Annotated in this window: 11 protein-coding genes; 4 read left to right on the top strand and 7 right to left on the bottom strand. The window is 65.3% G+C overall.

What is annotated here, in order from left to right:
• Positions 1 to 56 precede the first annotated feature (56 nt).
• From LDJ84_RS12045 to LDJ84_RS12035, 3 genes are all read left to right on the top strand, one after another.
• Entirely contained in the window at positions 57 to 368 is a 312-nt protein-coding gene (locus tag LDJ84_RS12045; protein WP_017519529.1) for an SCP2 sterol-binding domain-containing protein, read from the top strand.
• Between the two features lie 319 nt (positions 369 to 687).
• On the top strand, positions 688 to 1,755 hold the full coding sequence (locus LDJ84_RS12040) for a phosphotransferase family protein (protein ID WP_024763301.1): 1,068 nt from the start codon (positions 688 to 690) through the stop codon (positions 1,753 to 1,755).
• Between the two features lie 28 nt (positions 1,756 to 1,783).
• On the top strand, positions 1,784 to 2,551 hold the full coding sequence (locus LDJ84_RS12035) for an SDR family oxidoreductase (protein ID WP_024763300.1): 768 nt from the start codon (positions 1,784 to 1,786) through the stop codon (positions 2,549 to 2,551).
• An 89-nt stretch (positions 2,552 to 2,640) separates the two neighbouring features.
• Here the strand turns inward: LDJ84_RS12035 and LDJ84_RS12030 are convergent, their stop codons facing one another.
• A complete protein-coding gene (locus LDJ84_RS12030; RefSeq protein ID WP_024763299.1) occupies positions 2,641 to 3,285 on the bottom strand; it encodes a hypothetical protein in 645 nt (214 codons plus the stop codon).
• Positions 3,286 to 3,443: 158 nt separating this feature from the next.
• On the opposite strand from LDJ84_RS12030, the gene LDJ84_RS12025 reads away from it, so the two are divergent.
• Positions 3,444 to 4,226, top strand: a complete 783-nt coding sequence (locus LDJ84_RS12025) for a TSUP family transporter (protein ID WP_024763298.1) — start codon at positions 3,444 to 3,446, stop codon at positions 4,224 to 4,226.
• Positions 4,227 to 4,250: 24 nt separating this feature from the next.
• Here the strand turns inward: LDJ84_RS12025 and nudC are convergent, their stop codons facing one another.
• The 6 genes from nudC to LDJ84_RS11995 all read right to left on the bottom strand — a co-directional run bounded on the left by nudC (position 4,251) and on the right by LDJ84_RS11995 (position 13,938).
• A complete protein-coding gene (gene nudC / locus LDJ84_RS12020; protein ID WP_037011888.1) occupies positions 4,251 to 5,090 on the bottom strand; it encodes an NAD(+) diphosphatase in 840 nt (279 codons plus the stop codon).
• Positions 5,090 to 6,763, bottom strand: a complete 1,674-nt coding sequence (locus LDJ84_RS12015) for a hypothetical protein (RefSeq protein WP_024763296.1) — start codon at positions 6,761 to 6,763, stop codon at positions 5,090 to 5,092. Before LDJ84_RS12015 ends, nudC begins: the two co-directional genes overlap by 1 nt.
• A gap of 42 nt (positions 6,764 to 6,805) precedes the next feature.
• Positions 6,806 to 7,618, bottom strand: coding sequence for a crotonase/enoyl-CoA hydratase family protein (locus tag LDJ84_RS12010; protein WP_024763295.1), 813 nt, complete (start codon positions 7,616 to 7,618; stop codon positions 6,806 to 6,808).
• Positions 7,619 to 7,856: 238 nt separating this feature from the next.
• Positions 7,857 to 9,200, bottom strand: a complete 1,344-nt coding sequence (locus tag LDJ84_RS12005) for an amino acid permease (protein ID WP_024763294.1) — start codon at positions 9,198 to 9,200, stop codon at positions 7,857 to 7,859.
• Positions 9,201 to 9,392: 192 nt separating this feature from the next.
• Entirely contained in the window at positions 9,393 to 11,567 is a 2,175-nt protein-coding gene (locus LDJ84_RS12000) for a putative bifunctional diguanylate cyclase/phosphodiesterase (protein WP_226046380.1), read from the bottom strand.
• A 118-nt stretch (positions 11,568 to 11,685) separates the two neighbouring features.
• Positions 11,686 to 13,938 (bottom strand): Orn/Lys/Arg decarboxylase N-terminal domain-containing protein, encoded by a 2,253-nt coding sequence (locus tag LDJ84_RS11995; protein ID WP_084359086.1) that lies wholly within the window; start codon positions 13,936 to 13,938, stop codon positions 11,686 to 11,688.
• Positions 13,939 to 13,980 lie beyond the last annotated feature (42 nt).

The raw sequence follows: 13,980 nt of genomic DNA, 5'->3' as shown, positions 1-13,980 counted from the left end.
CCGGCCCAATGCGGCGCCGAGCGCCGCGCGAGAAAACCTAGAAAAGGAATAGAACCATGAGTGTTGCTGACATCGTTTCCACCATGAAGAGCAAGTTCAACGCCAGCGCGGCCGCCGGCCTGGATCTGGTGTTCCAGTTCAACATCGAAGACGGCGACAACCACTACCTGGTCGTCAAGGACGGTACCTGCGAAGTGGTACAGGGCGACGCCGAGTCCCCCAACGTCACCCTGATCATGGACAGCGAGACCCTCAAGGGCATCACCAGCGGCGAAACCGACGGCATGCAGGCCTTCATGGCCGGCAAGCTGCGCGCCGAAGGCGACATGATGCTGGCGATGAAGCTGGGCGAACTGTTCCCGGTCTGATCCGAGGCAAACCTACCCGCGCAGCACGAAAAACCGGAGTCCCTGGCTCCGGTTTTTTTATGCCCGCGCCCCGCTCCGGCCCGCGAATCAGGCAGCTTGATCGGGGTGCAACACGGACGCCAATAACGTCCCGCCGTGCTTGTGAGCGGCAGACGTCGACATTAGATTAGCCAATGATCACCCGGCGCCATCATTGCTTTGCCTGATTCTGCCGCAACCCATCAGGCAAGAGCACGACGCCACCTTGCGCGCCACCCTTGCCCGCCGCTCTCGCTGCGGTGCGATGACCCGTACAAGCCCAGTACAAGAAGGGACCAGCATGTCGTTGACCGACCAGACCATCCGCTCCCGCGAAGGTGAAGAACTCGACGCCGCCGTGATCGACGGCTACCTCAAGGACCACATTCCCGGCCTGCAGGGCCAGCCGCGCATCAGCCAGTTCCCCGGCGGCGCGTCGAACCTGACCTACCTGATCCAGTACGACAACCAGGAGCTGGTCCTGCGCCGCCCGCCGTTCGGCAAGAAGGCCAAGTCCGCCCACGACATGGGCCGCGAATACCGCATCCTGAACCAGCTCAGGGACGGCTTCCCCTACTGCCCCAAGGCGTACGCCTACTGCACCGACGAATCGGTGATCGGCGCCGAGTTCTACGTCATGGAACGGGTCAACGGCATCATCCTGCGCAGCGACCTGCCCAAGGAACTCAACCTCGACGCGGCGCAGACCACCGCGCTGTGCAAGAGCTTCATCGATAAGTTCGTCGACCTGCACAACGTCGACTACAACGCCTGCGGCCTGGGTGACCTGGGCAAGCCCGAGGGCTACGTGCAGCGCCAGATCGGCGGCTGGATCGATCGCTACGAGAAGTCCCTGACCCCCGATGCGCCGGCCTGGGAACAGGTGAAGGTATGGCTGCGCGAGAAGATGCCGGCCGACCACCACAAGCCGGGCATCGTCCACAACGACTACCGCTTCGACAACGTCATCCTCGACCCGAACAACCCGATGCAGATCATCGGCGTGCTCGACTGGGAGATGACCACCCTCGGCGACCCGCTGATGGACCTGGGCAACACCCTCGCCTACTGGATCGAAGCGGGCGACCCGCAGCCGATGCAGATGCTGCGCCGCCAGCCCAGCCACGAGCCGGGCATGCTCACGCGCCAGCAATTCGCCGACTACTACGCCGAGCGCGCCGGCATCCAGATCGACAACCTCGATTACTACTACACCTACGGCCTGTTCCGCCTGGCCGGCATCATGCAGCAGATCTACTACCGCTTCTTCCACGGCCAGACCCAGGACAAGCGCTTCGCCACCTTCATCCACGCCAACAAGCTGCTGGAACAGGTGAGCCTGCAGGTCATCGGCAAGTCTCGCCTGTAACGGCGCTAAAGAATAAGGAGAACTCCCCATGTCCAAGACCCAACTGTTCGACCTCGATGGCAAGATCGCCTTCGTCTCCGGCGCCAGCCGCGGCATCGGCGAGGCCATCGCCAAGCTGCTGGCCCAACAGGGCGCCCACGTGATCGTCTCCAGCCGCAAGATTGACGGCTGCCAGGCCGTGGCTGACGAGATCGTCGCCGCCGGCGGCAAGGCCACCGCGATTGCCTGCCACATCGGTGAAATGGAGCAGATCCAGGCCGTCTTCGCGCAGATCCGCGAGCAGTTCGGCCGCCTGGATATCCTGGTCAACAACGCCGCTACCAACCCGCAGTTCTGCAACGTGCTGGACACCGACCTGTCGGCCTTCCAGAAGACCGTCGACGTGAACATCCGCGGCTACTACTTCATGTCCATCGAAGGCGGCAAGCTGATGAAGGCCAACGGTGGCGGCAGCATCATCAACGTTGCCTCGGTCAACGGCGTTACCCCGGGCGAGTTCCAGGGCATCTATTCGGTGACCAAGGCCGCCGTGATCAGCATGACCAAGGTCTTCGCCAAGGAATGCGCGCAGTTCAATATCCGCTGCAACGCCCTGCTGCCGGGCCTGACCGACACCAAGTTCGCTTCGGCCCTGGTGAGCAACGACGCCATCCGCAACGTTGCCCTGCAGCGCATCCCGCTCAAGCGCGTAGCCGACCCGAGCGAAATGGCCGGCGCCGTGCTGTACCTCGCCAGCGACGCCTCCAGCTACACCACCGGCGTGACGCTGAACGTGGACGGCGGCTTCCTCGCCTGAGCGCTTTCGCGGAAACGAGAAAGGGAGCCATTCGGCTCCCTTTTCTGCTTTTTGCAGGAGCGAGCAGGCTCGCTCCTGCAGACGGCGAATTACTGCCACTCCTTGAGTGCCTGATTGGCCGCCGCATTCATCGGCTCGGCGGTCAACCCGCCCGCCCCATAACGCACGGCGAATACCGCCTGGTCGGCCATTGGCAGATAATTCACCCGCCCGGCTTTCGGCACGAAGGTCAGCAGATCGTGCTGGCCATCGCGCAACCAGCGCCAGAGATCGATCCCCGGCGCTTCGGAAACCAGCGACACCTTGCGCCCGAGGGACTGCTGCTCAACCGCCAGGAAGCGGCCGGACAGATCCTGCAGGCGATAACCGGGCGCCATGCCGATCAGCCGTGCCAGGCCTTTCCACTCCAGTACCCGCGCATCCAATTGCCAGAGGTCGCCGGCCAGCTCCACGCGACGCTCCTCGTCGCCCTGCAGCAGCGTCACGTCATAGCGTTGCTCGCCGACCTTGTGGAAGCTCAGGGTCGCCAGCGGCCGCTCTGCCGGCAGCGCGTCATAGCTGCGCAGGTCCCAGGCCACCAGCGCCACCAACGCGGCCAAGGCCACGAACAGCATTCCCGCCGTACCGCGCAACCAGCCGAGGAACCAGTGACGGTCGAACAGGATTCGGGCGGCTACCGCCAGGGCCAACAGCGCCAGGATGGCAACGACCCAGGCCAGACCGTCGTACTGCATCGAATGATTTCCTTCCTCGTAGAATTGCCGGCATTATGCGCACCGCGTACCTGCGCGGCCAGCCAGACCGTCGCAGCTTTCGGGTCCGTTAACGTTTCCTATGCCACCCGCTCTTTACAAAAGAGTGGCTGGACGGGCCCCTGATCAAGGCGAACCCAATGCCCTTCGAACTCGTCGTAGACCCGACCACCCTCGTCATCCTCGCCGGCGTCGCCTTCCTCGCCGGTTTCATCGACGCCATTGCCGGCGGCGGTGGCCTGCTGACCATCCCTGCCCTGCTCACCGCCGGCGTCCCGCCGCACCTGGCGCTGGGCACCAACAAGCTCAGCTCGACCTTTGGCGCCGCCGTGGCCAGCTACACCTTCTACCGCCGCAAACTGTTCCAGCCGCGCCAGTGGCGCAAAGGGCTGATCGCCACCGCCATCGGTGCAGCGCTCGGTGCCTGGGCCGCGCACCTGATGCCGGCGGAATGGCTGAACCGCATGCTGCCGGTGGTGGTGTTCGGCTGTGGCCTGTACCTGCTGTTCGGCAAGACGCCCGAAGCGCCGCTGGACGCCAACCCGCAGATCGCCCAGGGCCGGCAGTGGCCGCAGGGCCTGGGCCTGGGCTTCTACGACGGCGTGGCCGGGCCCGGCACCGGCGCCTTCTGGACCGTCAGCACGCTGCTGATGTACCCGCTGGACCTGGTACGCGCCAGCGGCGTGGCGCGCAGCATGAACTTCGTCAGTAACATCGTTGCGCTGGCGGTATTCATCGCCTCGGGCCAGGTGGTCTGGCTGCTGGGGCTGTGCATGGGCAGCTCACTGATGGTCGGCGCCTACTTCGGCGCGCGCACGGCGATTGGCGGCGGCGCCAAGTTCATCCGCCCGGTGTTCATCCTGGTGGTATTGGCGCTGACCGTGCGCCTGGCCTGGCAGCACTGGTTCACTGCCGCGGCCTGAAGTCGGCCGATACGGCGCCTGGAGTCAGGCGCCGCCGGGCAGGACGGGATCGGGACGACCGGCGCGGCGTGCCAGGTAGACCTCGATCAGGTAGCGGGCGATGGAGCGCTCGGCCGGCAGGCGCGGCAGCTCGTCGACGTGGAACCAGCGGGCATCCTCGATCTCATCCGGCTGCATGACGATCTCGCCGCTGACGTACTCGGCGTGGTAGCCGAACATCAGCGAATGCGGGAACGGCCAGGGTTGGCTGCCCATGTAGCGGATATTGCCGATCTCGACGCCGACCTCTTCGCGCACTTCGCGCGCGACGCAGTGCTCCACCGACTCGCCCGGCTCGACGAAACCCGCCAGGGTGCTGTACATCCCCGGCACGAAGCGCGGCGAACGGGCCAGCAACACCTCATCGCCACGGGTCACCAGCACGATCATGCTCGGCGACAGCAGCGGGTAACGCTGGATGCCGCAGCTTTCACACTGCATGGCGCGGTCGCGGGGCATGCGCTGATTGGGCTGCCCGCAGCTGCCGCAGAAGCGGTTCTGCCGCCACCAGATGCCGATCTGGCTGGCGAAGCCGAGCATGGCGAAGATGTCTTCCTCGGCCTGCATCATGAATTGGCGCAGGCCGATCCAGCTGGCACCCTCCAGCGGGTCGGTACGATCGACTTCCAGCAGGTACACCGGCTCGCCATCGAACTGCCCGACGGCGTGCTCGGAAAGCACGGAAAGGTCCTGGCGCTTGAGCCAGTCACGGGGGAACAGCACGCCGTTGCTGTCGGCAAGGAACTGCTGCTGGCAATGGGCGAGCGCCCAGCCACCGTTCGGAGCCACCTCGAACATCGAGGATTCCCAACGCCCGGTACGCATCAGGCAGCCACCGTCAGGCCCAGGGCCTTGACGCTCTCGCTGGCGACGTCCAGGACGTCGGGTTGGCCTTCAGGCCGCATCATGGCTCCACCCTCCAGGTAATACTCCAGGCCGGTCAGAGCATCGGCCAGGGTTTCCAGCATCTGCTCGGACGGCATCTGGGTCGTCTCGATCATCTGCCCCTGAATGTAATCGGCACAGGCACCCACGAGCAATGCCGCACGCTCCTGGCCGAGGAACCACAGGCCGCCGCGCACTGCCTGCAGGCTGATCGGCACGTTGGCCAGGTGCAGCTTGTCGCCGTTGGATTCCAGGTACGCGGTGATCGCGCGCTTGGCCAGCGCCAGGCCCGACTGGGCTTCGTCGATCACCACAATGCGCGCTTCGGCAAGCTGATGCACGGCGAAGGAATCGTCCTCCCCCATCGGCGCCGGGCGCGCGCTCATGCGCTCGCCACGCTCCAGGTTGCCGACCATGCTTTCGACGTACAGCAACGCGTCGGCCAGTGCGTTGAGCGCAGCCGGATCGTCCACCGCGCCCTTGGCGACCCAGCCGGCGACCACGCCATGCTGGTGCTGCAGCGAAGTGGCGGCAGAGTTCAGGCCCACCATGCCCAGGGTCTTGGCCAGCTTGCCCAACTGGGTGTGCAGGATGCCCAGCGCATCGGCCTGGGAAACGCCGCGCTCGATCAGGTCGAGCTGGTCCTTCACCGCCGTTAGCTCCTCGCGGATCGCCACCGACAGCGAGCGCATCACCGACTGGCCGGGGCCGGACAGGCGTTGCGACTCGTCTTCGAGCAGGTGATCGGTGAACGGCAGCGGTGCCAGGCCGAACACCTGGCGCAGCTCGGTGGCGCGCACGCCGCCGGTGTCCGCCAGTGTGGTGAGATAGAGCAGTTCCTTGAGCAACTGCCGCGGCGCTTCGTATTGCGGGTTGGCGATCAGTTGCTTGAGCTCGCGATCCAGGCGCGAGAACACCAGCTTGCGCGTCTTGCGCGGCAGCATCTGCGCGTCGACCAGCGCTTCCAGCGCGCCGGCGCCGACCCAGCACAGGCGGGTGCGCGCGGCACTGCCCAGCAGCACGTCGAGCTTGCCCAGCGCGCGGCCCATGAGCTTGAGGCTCGGATAGAGATTCTGTTCGCGGATCAGCCCTACCAGGCCGACCTGGTACATCTGCCGCAGGCGGCGGACTTCACGCGCTGGGTCGTCCACTTGCGGCGCGGTAACGGCACGCAGCGGGCGCGGCAGGTCCAGGCGCGCACTGAAGAAGAAGCTCTCCGGCAGCGCGGGCTGGCCAGCGGCCTGGCGCACGTCGTTGATCGCCGGCAGCAGCAGCTCGGGGATTTCCTGGCGGTGCGCCTCGAGGTTTTCCAGGTAGCGGCGCAGCACATAGAGCGCATTGCCGAGCGCAGCCAGTTGGCCGTCGCGGTCTTCGCTGACCCCGGTGGGAATGTCGGTGGCCAGATCCAGCGCTTCCTGCGCCAGCAGCTCGGCACCCGCCAGCTCGATCAGGTTCAGCGTGCCGCGAATCTGTGTCAGGCAATCGACGGAATGTTGCAGCAGGCTGCCGTTCTGACGCTCGGCAATGAAGTGCTCGAGGTTCTGCTCGGCCTCCTCCATCGTGGCGAACAGCTCGTCGCGGACCAGACTGAGGGACGTGGCTCCAGTAACCATCGGCCTAGTGCGCCTCCTGCGCGCAAGAAGAGTGGACGGACATCAATCGGCGAACTCGGCGGTCTTCTTGCTCATGTGCGCCATCATGGCGGCCTGCAGGTCAGCGGACTGCAGCATCGCGGCGTTCCAGGTGGCGATGTATTCCAGGCCGTCCTCGACGCGGTGGTCGCGGGCGTAGCCGATCATTTCCTTGGTGCCGCGGATGGCGATCGGCGACTTCGCGGCGATCTGCCGGGCCAGCTCCATCACGCCGTCGAACAGCGAGGCGTGGTCGGCGTAGACGCTGTTGACCAGGCCGATGCGCTGGGCTTCCTCGGCATTGACGTTGCGCCCGGTATAGGCCAGTTCGCGCATGATGCCGTCGCCGATCAGGCGCGGCAGGCGCTGCAGGGTGCCGACGTCGGCAGCCATGCCCATGTCGATTTCCTTGATGGAGAACTGCGCGTCCGCGCTGCAGTAGCGCATGTCGCAGGCGGAGATCAGGTCGATGCCGCCGCCGATGCAGTAGCCCTGGATCGCCGCGAGGACCGGCTTGCTGCAGTTGTCCACGGCGTTGAAGGAGCCCTGCAGCTGGAGGATGGTCTTGCGCAGGGCGCGGGCATTGCGGCCGACGTCCTTGCCCAGCTGGCTGGCAGCCTGGGCCAGCAGCGCCAGGTCGATACCGGCGGAGAAGTGCTTGCCGGCGCCGCTGAGGACGACTACCCGGACTTCATCCGTTTCATCGGCCCACTGGAAGATATCGATGATTTCCTTCCAGAAATCGGCATTCATCGCGTTGAGTTTTTCCGGACGGTTGATCTGCACATGGGCGATCTTGTCCGCCAGCTCGATGCGGAAGGCTTTGTATTCTTTCACGGGGATGTCCTCGGGTATGCCCTGCTTCTCGTCTGGGTGCGGCGCAGTGCCGCTGGAGCCCGGGCCAACAGTTCTTATTCGTGCTGGGAATCAGATTTTGGAAATCGCGTCACTATAACAAGGCGAAACTAAAAGTCGATGCCGTGGTCTGTGACGCAGCCCACGGCATCGGGCGGGAACTGGCTCGCAGATCGGCCAGCAAGTGCTTGATCTGGCAGCAAGGCCCGGTACGCGACAATCAGTCGCCAGCCGCCACCGGTAAACCCTGGGCGCGATTGCGGTACTGCCGCCAGGTGTACATCGGGATGCCCGCCATGAACACCAGGAAGCCCCAGAAGATCGCCTGTTCGCCGGTGCCATAGAGCGCCCACAGCGAATAGAGGAAGCCCAGGCAACCGATGGCCAGCACCTGCGGGCGCGAGCGTGGAGAGAAGGATTCCGGCTTGGTCGCCAGCAGCTGCAGCAGCGCCGCGGTGCAGAAGGCGTAGGGCACGACACCGGTCATGGTGCCGAGCAGGATGATGACGTTGAACACCTCCACCAGCTCGCCGTGACCATCGACCATCACCAGTGCCGTCACCAGCAGCCCGGAAGAAAGCAGCCCATTGGCCGGCGCGCCGTTCTTGTTGAGTTTGCCCAGGGACTCGGGGAACAGCCCGTCACGGGCCGGCGCCACCGGAATCTGGCCCTGCAGCAGCACCCAGCCATTGAGCGCGCCCAGGCAGGCGATCACCGCACCGCCCGCGACCAGGTAGTAACCCCAGTTGCCCAGCAGGATGCGCGCGGCATCGGCGAACGGCGACGTGGACTTGGCCAGTACCTCCGGCGGCATCAGGCCCTGCACGGCGGTGATCGAGAGGATGTACACCGAGGCGGCCGCCAGGGTGCCGAACAGTGTGGCGCGGGGGATGGTCTTCTTCGGGTCCCGCACATCGTCCGCCGGCACGGTTGCCGACTCCAGGCCGATGAACGACCAGAGCGTCAGCGCCGCCGTGGTGGCGATGGCCTGGGCATACCCCATGTTCGGCAGTTCGCTCGGCGCCGGGATAGTCAGGTAATCCGGATTGAAGTGGAACCAGCCAAGAATGCCGACCAGCAGCAGCGGAATCAGCTTGAGCGCGGTCAGGCAGTTCTGCACCACGGCGAAGGCGGTGATGCCGCGCAGGTTGATCAGGGTGCACAGCCAGATCGCTCCAATGGCCGTGGCGACCATCAGCAGCGGATCGGCCAGCGCCGGAATGAACACCCGCAGGTAGCCCACCAGCGTGACGGCAATGGCGGCGTTGCCGATCCATGCGGCTTTCCAGTAGGTCCAGGCACACAGGTAGCCGGCAAAGCTGCCGAAGCCGTCACGGGTGTAGGCATAGGGGCCGCCCGCACCGGGGTTGAGCCGGGCGAGCCGGGCAAAGGTAAACGCCAGGATCACCGCCCCGGTGCTCGATACCAGCCAGCCGAACAGACTGAGCCCGCCGAACGCCGCCAGGCTCGACGGCAGCAGGAATACCCCAGACCCGACCATGTTGCCGACCACCAGCGCAGTGCAGCTCCAGAACCCCATGCTGCCCTTTTTCGCTTCCGCCATCTGCGCTCCTTAGAAGCCCGCGACCCGTACTTTTCATTTTGTTGCCCTGCCCCTTGCGAAGACGCAGAGCGGCGATCTGTCCTACAGGGTAGACAGCGCCGGGCAAAGGAGGAAACCGATTTGCGAGGCGACACCGCCCGTTTCGAACGGTTTCGCCCCGTAAGGTCAATGTCGCTGCAGAAAATCCGTCGCTCAGGCCCGGCCGACCTGGCGCCCGCCAAGGCCGTACAGCTGCTCGAACTGCAGCGCTGGCATCGGCTTGGCGAACAGGTAGCCCTGCCCTTCATTGCAGCGCTCGGCACGCAGGCGGTCGCGCTGCGCGGTGGTCTCGATGCCTTCGGCGATGGTTTCCAGGTCGAAACTGCGCGCCATGTCGAGGATGGCACGGATCACCGAAAAGTCCTGCTGGGTTTCCAGCATGCCGTTGACGAAGCTGCGGTCGATCTTGATCCGCGAGAGCGGATAGGTCTTGAGCAGGCTGAGCGATGCGTAGCCGGTGCCGAAATCGTCGAAGGCGATGCCGACCCCATAGGAGCGCAGGCTCTGCAGGGTGCTGAGCACGCTGTCGTCGTGGTTGAGCACGATGTTCTCGGTAATTTCCAGCTCCAGCGCCTCGGCCGGCAGGCCATGACGCTCCAGCGCCTCCAGCACCTGGGTGACCAGGTTGCCCATGCGAAACTGTGCGCCGAACAGGTTGACGCCCATGCGCAGGTCCGGCGCACCGTTGCGCCGCCAGTAGGCCGCCTGGGCGCAGGCCTCGTCCAGGATCCAGGCGCCGACGATGGCCGCCAGCGGCCCGCCTTCCAGCGACGGCAGGAAAGCCGCCGGCGACAGCAGGCCGCGCTGCGGATGCTGCCAGCGGATCAGCGCTTCGGCGCCGCGCAGCGAGCCGTCGCGCAGACTGACCTGGGGCTGGTAGAACAGCAGGAACTCCCCATTGGCCACCGCGCGGTGCAGCTCCATGCCGTAAAGGTGCCGCGCCGCTGCCTCCATCTTCAGCGCCGGGACGAACACGAAGGCATGGCTGCGCCCGCTGATCTTGGCCTTGAACAAGGCCAGGTCGGCGTCACCGACCAGCTCCAGCGCTTCCTGGGCATGCAGCGGCGCCAGCGCCACGCCACAACTGGCGGCAACATGGATTTCATGGGCATCGATGAGGATCGGCTCGGCGATGCTGGCGATCACGGCCTGGGCGAAACGCATGGCGTGTTCCGGCGAAAGCAGGTTGGGCTCGAGGATGGCGAACTCGTCGCCACCGATTCGCGCGACCGTGGCGCCGTCGGTTGCCAGACGCTCCAGCCGTTCGGCCACTTGCCGCAGGATGCCGTCACCGACCGCATGGCCAAGGGAGTCGTTGACGTCCTTGAAACCATCCAGATCGATCATCAGCACCGTCGCCGGCCGCGACTGCACCAGCAGTTCCTCGGTTCGGCGATAGAACTGGCCACGGTTGGCCAATCCGGTGAGCACGTCGACGCTGGCCAGTTGGCGCAGCGCTTCTTCCTCCTGATGGCGGGCGGTGAGATCCTTGAGTACGGCCTCGAACTTGAGCTTGCCCTTCTCCGACCAACTGAACAGCGTCAGGCCCAGGGACAGCTCGGAACCGTCCTTGCGCACACCGGTGATTTCCCCCGGCACGGCCACGCCATCCAGCGAAGTGGCATCGCTGGCCCCGCTGATCAGCGCGCGGAATGACGGACGCTCACGCTCAGGTAACAGCAGCTCGAAAGCCTGCCCGCTGCCTTCGACCAGGTCGTAACCGAACAGGTTGGCCGCCGCCTCGTTCCAGGCGCCGATCTCACCCCAGCAGTCGAACCACACCACGGGCGTGGGTGAGGTACCGGCGTATTCCTCGAACAATGGCCGGGTGCGCGACGAGGCGACTTCGATGCGCCGCAACTCGAGCCGGTCCGACGCCATGCGCGCCAGCTCGACCAGGCGTTCGCGGTCCTCACCGGAAAAGTCCTCGTGGGGCCTGCTGTCGATGATGCAGAGAGCCCCCAGCGCCTGCCCTTCCACTGAAAGCAGCGGCACGCCGGCATAGAAGCGCACGCCATTGGGCGCGGTCACCAGCGGATTGTCGTGGAAGCGCTCGTCGCGGCTGGCGTCGCCCACCACCATCACCCCGTCCTGGGCGATGGCATGAGCGCAGAAGGATACGTCGCGCCCCATGTCCACCTCGCCGATGCCTGTGGCGGCGGCGAAGAACACATGGTCACTGCCGATCATGTTCACCGCCGCAACGGGCATGCCGAACATGCGGACCGCAATCTGCACCACCGGGTCCAGGCTGGGCAGCAGGCTTTCGTCGTCGAATCCATAGTCGGCGAGTGCGCTCAGGCGCTCACTCTCATTCGGCAACGTCATGGGACAGCGCATAGGGGAAACCTCCCTTTTTCCTCAAGTTCTCCCTTTACCGGTGCGCACAAGAATAGTTCCACTTTTCATACAGTGATGTATGTCACTTCTATCAGAAGCCGGACGGTCATTTGCAGCACTCCACGGTGTAACGCTTCTGCCCGTCTACCTCGCGGACCTGCAGGCCATGGACGTCCGAATCGAAGCCGGGGAAGTTGCGCTCGAAACTCTGGGCGAAGGCCAGGTAATCGAGTATGGAACGGGTGGATTCGGTGAACCGTTCGCCCGGCATGATCAGCGGGATTCCTGGCGGATAAGGCACCAGCATCACCGCGGCAACGCGCCCCTCCAACCGATCGATAGGTACCGCCTCGACCTCGCCGCGCACCAGTTGCGCGTATGCGTCGGCCGGGCGTATGGCGATCTCCGGGAGCACCGTGTACATGCGCTTCATCGCCTTCGCCGTGGCGTGGTCGCGATAACAGCGGTGCAGTTCATCGCACAGGTCGCGCAGGCCCATACCTGCATACCGCGCGCCGCCGGCCTGGGCGACGCTGGGCAGGGCATCCGCCAGCGGCTGGTTGGCATCGTAGCTGCGCTTGAACTCCAGCAGCTCGGTGACCAGGGTGCTCCATTTGCCCTTGGTCACGCCCATGGAGAAGAGTACGAGGAAGGAATACAGCCCGGTCTTCTCCACCACCAGCCCACGCTCCCAGAGGAAGCGGCTGACTACCGCGGCGGGAATTCCCCGCGAATCCAGCCGGCCGCCAGCGGTCAGGCCCGGTGTGGCCAGGGTCACCTTGATCGGGTCGAGCAGGACGTAGTCTTCCACCGCGTCGCCGAAACCGTGCCAGTCGGCATTGGGCTCCAGCACCCAGTCGCGGGTCTTCACCTCGTCGGTCCCCTCGACACCCGGCGGCTGCCAGACGCAGAACCACCAGTCGTCCTCGGCGAGGTTCTGCTGCACGTTGGCCAGCGCCCGGCGGAAGCTCAGGGCCTCGTCGAAAGTCTCCTGGATCAGCGAACGCCCCGCCGGGCCCTCCATCATTGCCGAGGCCACATCCAGCGAGGCGATGATGCCGTACTGCGGCGAGGTGGAGATGTGCATCATGAAGGCTTCGTTGAAGCGCGCCTGTTCGAAGCGCCGGGAGCCTGCGTCCTGCACGTGGATCATCGAGGCCTGGCTGAACGCCGCGAGCATCTTGTGCGTGGAGTGAGTGGTGAACACCAGCGGGCCGCTGTCATCGCGGCGGGTGCCCATGCCGTAGCGGCCGCCGTAGAACTCATGGAACGCCGCGTAGGCGTACCAGGCTTCGTCGAAATGCAGTACTTCGACGCTGTCGCCCAGGGCCTGCTTGATCATCTGCGCGTTGTAGCAGAGGCCGTCATAGGTGGAATTGGTGACCACCGCCAACCGCACTTTCGGCTCGCGGCCACGCGCCAGCGGGCTGGCCTCTATCTTCGCGGCGATGGATTCGCGGCTGAACTCGGACAACGGGATCGGCCCGATGATGCCCAGCTCGTTGCGCTCCGGCGTCAGGTACAGCGGGATGGCGCCGGTCATGATGATCGAGTGGAGAATCGACTTGTGGCAGTTGCGGTCGACCAGCACCAGGTCATCGCGACAGACCATGGAATGCCAGACGATCTTGTTCGCCGTGGAGGTGCCGTTGATCACGAAGAAAGTGTGGTCGGCGCCGAAATTGCGCGCGGCGCGGGCCTCCGCCTCGGCGAGCGGGCCGGTGTGATCGAGCAGCGAGCCCAGTTCGGGCACTGAGACCGAGAGGTCCGACCGCAGGGTGTTCTCGCCGAAGAACTGGTGAAAGGCCTGCCCCACCGGGCTCTTGCGATAGGCCACGCCACCGCCATGGCCGGGCGTGTGCCAGGAATAGTTGGACTGCGCGGTGTGCTCCACCAGCGCGCGGAAGAACGGCGGCAACAGGCCTTCCAGGTATTTGCGCGCCGCACGGCTGACCTGGCGCGCGAGGAACGGCACGGTGTCTTCGAACAGATAAAGGATGCCGCGCAACTGGTGCAGGTCGGCCATGGACTCGGCCGGCGCATTCTCGATGGTCATCTGCTCGCCCAGGGCGAAGATCGGCAGCTGCGGCGCGCGCACCCGCGCCATGCGGATCAGCTCCACCACGTCCTGCAGCAACCGCTGGTTCTCCCCCGCCCCCTCGGCGGCAACCAGGATGCAGGCGAGACCATGGTGGGTGGAGGCGACGATGCGCCCCTCCGCGGAGCTCGCAGTGGAGAGGATGCTGAAGCCGTCCTGCTCCAGCTCCCGCGCGATATCCCTCACCCGGTCGCCGGCCACGGTATCGGCCTTGATGTCGCGGTGAACGATGAGGATGGGGAACTTCAGGTCTTTGTACATTGTGAACCCCTGAAAAGACGTACGACTGGCGTCGATCCTCTT

Origin of the sequence: Pseudomonas sp. HS-18 (genome assembly GCF_020401845.1) — a bacterium.
GTDB lineage: Bacteria > Pseudomonadota > Gammaproteobacteria > Pseudomonadales > Pseudomonadaceae > Pseudomonas > Pseudomonas nitroreducens.
Note: the sequence above shows the minus strand (reverse complement) of the source record. Positions and strands in the feature narration are given on the sequence as shown.